At 69.4% G+C, this 1,568-nt stretch carries 1 protein-coding gene; it reads right to left on the bottom strand.

All coding sequences use genetic code 11. The features are described 5' to 3' along the window. Positions 1-16: 16 nt before the first annotated feature. On the bottom strand, positions 17-1,537 hold the full coding sequence (locus J1M46_RS14965; protein ID WP_206448787.1) for an IS1634 family transposase: 1,521 nt from the start codon (positions 1,535-1,537) through the stop codon (positions 17-19). Positions 1,538-1,568 lie beyond the last annotated feature (31 nt).

The raw sequence follows: 1,568 nt of genomic DNA, 5'->3' as shown, positions 1-1,568 counted from the left end.
CCTGGATCGTGTCAGATTAGTGCCCTGCAGCTGACCTGAGTTTGGCCAGAATTTCGGCGCCTTCGCCTGCTGCTGGGGTCTCGGCGGTGAGCTGGTGCCCGTCGATGCTGATCACGACATCGCGCAGCGGCCGGAGCGCGCGCACGATGCGGCGGATGGTGACGCCGGTGGCCGCGTGCAGGTGGCGGCTGATTGCGAGTGCGCAGAACACGACAGTCAGGTGCGCCTGGATGGACTCCTCCTTCGAGGCGAACATCGGTCTGGCACGGAGGTCGGTCTTGGCCATCCGGAATGACGCTTCGACCTGGAACAGGTCGTGATAGGCGGCGACCACGCCGGCCCCGTCGAGCACGCCCTTGGGGATGTTGGACACGTAGCCCTTGAGGCCTTGCCAGGTGCGTGCCTTCTCGATCTGCGCCCAGTTCACGCCGACGCTCTTCCCGTCGATCGTGACGAACCGGTCCCGCTTCGCCGGCCGGGAGCCGTCGGCGATCTTCTCGGCGCGTTCGATCTGCTTGTTGAGGGTGAGGTTGTCGCGCTTGTCGCGCTTGAACGAGTAGTGCCAGACCACCCGCCGCTGCCGCGCCTTCGCGCCGGTGCCCATCGTGCGAACGGTCTCGATGATCTGCCCGTCGGCGAACGCGTTCCCGTGTCGCTCGAAATGCGGCGTCAGGTCGTGCGGGGCGGAGGAGGTGCGGGAGCCGACGATGAAGCGGAACCCGGCGTCCTCTACGGCGTTCAGGTTCGCGGCCGAGAGCATGCCGGCATCGGCGACGACGACGAGCTCTTCGACTCCGTGTCGGGCGCGGAAGGCGTCGAGCACCGGCAGCAGGGTGAGCGTCTCTCCCTTGTTGCCGGGGAACGCGTGCACCTCGAGCGGGAAGCCGCCGGCGTCGACGAGCAGGCCGACCAGGATCTGCGGATCCACGCGCCGCTCCTTCGACATGCCGACCTTCCGCAGCCCGTCCTCGTACTCCGCCTCGAAATACAAGGTCGTCACGTCGTAGAGGACCAGCGTGAGCGCGCCGGCCCGGGTGGCGTGGGCGTACGCGGCAGCCGCGGCCCGGCCGCGCCAGTCGTGCTCGATGCTGCGCGCGAGCGTGCGCCAGACGGTGGACAGCGAGGGCGTGCCCGGCACGCCCAGCGCGGCCCAGACGCGCAGCGTGTCCGCCTTCGACGTCGGCTCCACCACCCGCGCCAGCACCAGCTGCTTGAACGTCTCGTCGCCGATCGCGTCGAAGCCGAGCGCCGCGTACGCGTCTTCGAGCACCTCCCAAAGCACCCGCGAACGCGAGCCGGTCACCGTCGGCGCCGCCGTGGCGGACGGCGTCGGCAGGAGCGCGTCGAGATCGAACTCGCCCTGCCCGCGCAGCTCCGCGATCCGGTCGCGCGCGACCGCGACCAGCACCGCCAGCTGCGCATCGTCATGCGCGGATCCCAGGTGCTCGACGATCGTCCGCACGCCCCGCGTCTTCGACGCGATCTGCACCGCCGTCGCCCCGGAGGCAGTCTTCACCTTCCGCACGAACAGGCCCACCTGAGCAGTCTAGAAGCGGCCCATTAGTGCC

Source organism: Agrococcus sp. KRD186, from assembly GCF_017168255.1.
GTDB lineage: Bacteria > Actinomycetota > Actinomycetes > Actinomycetales > Microbacteriaceae > Agrococcus.
This window is presented reverse-complemented; position numbering and strand designations above follow the sequence as displayed.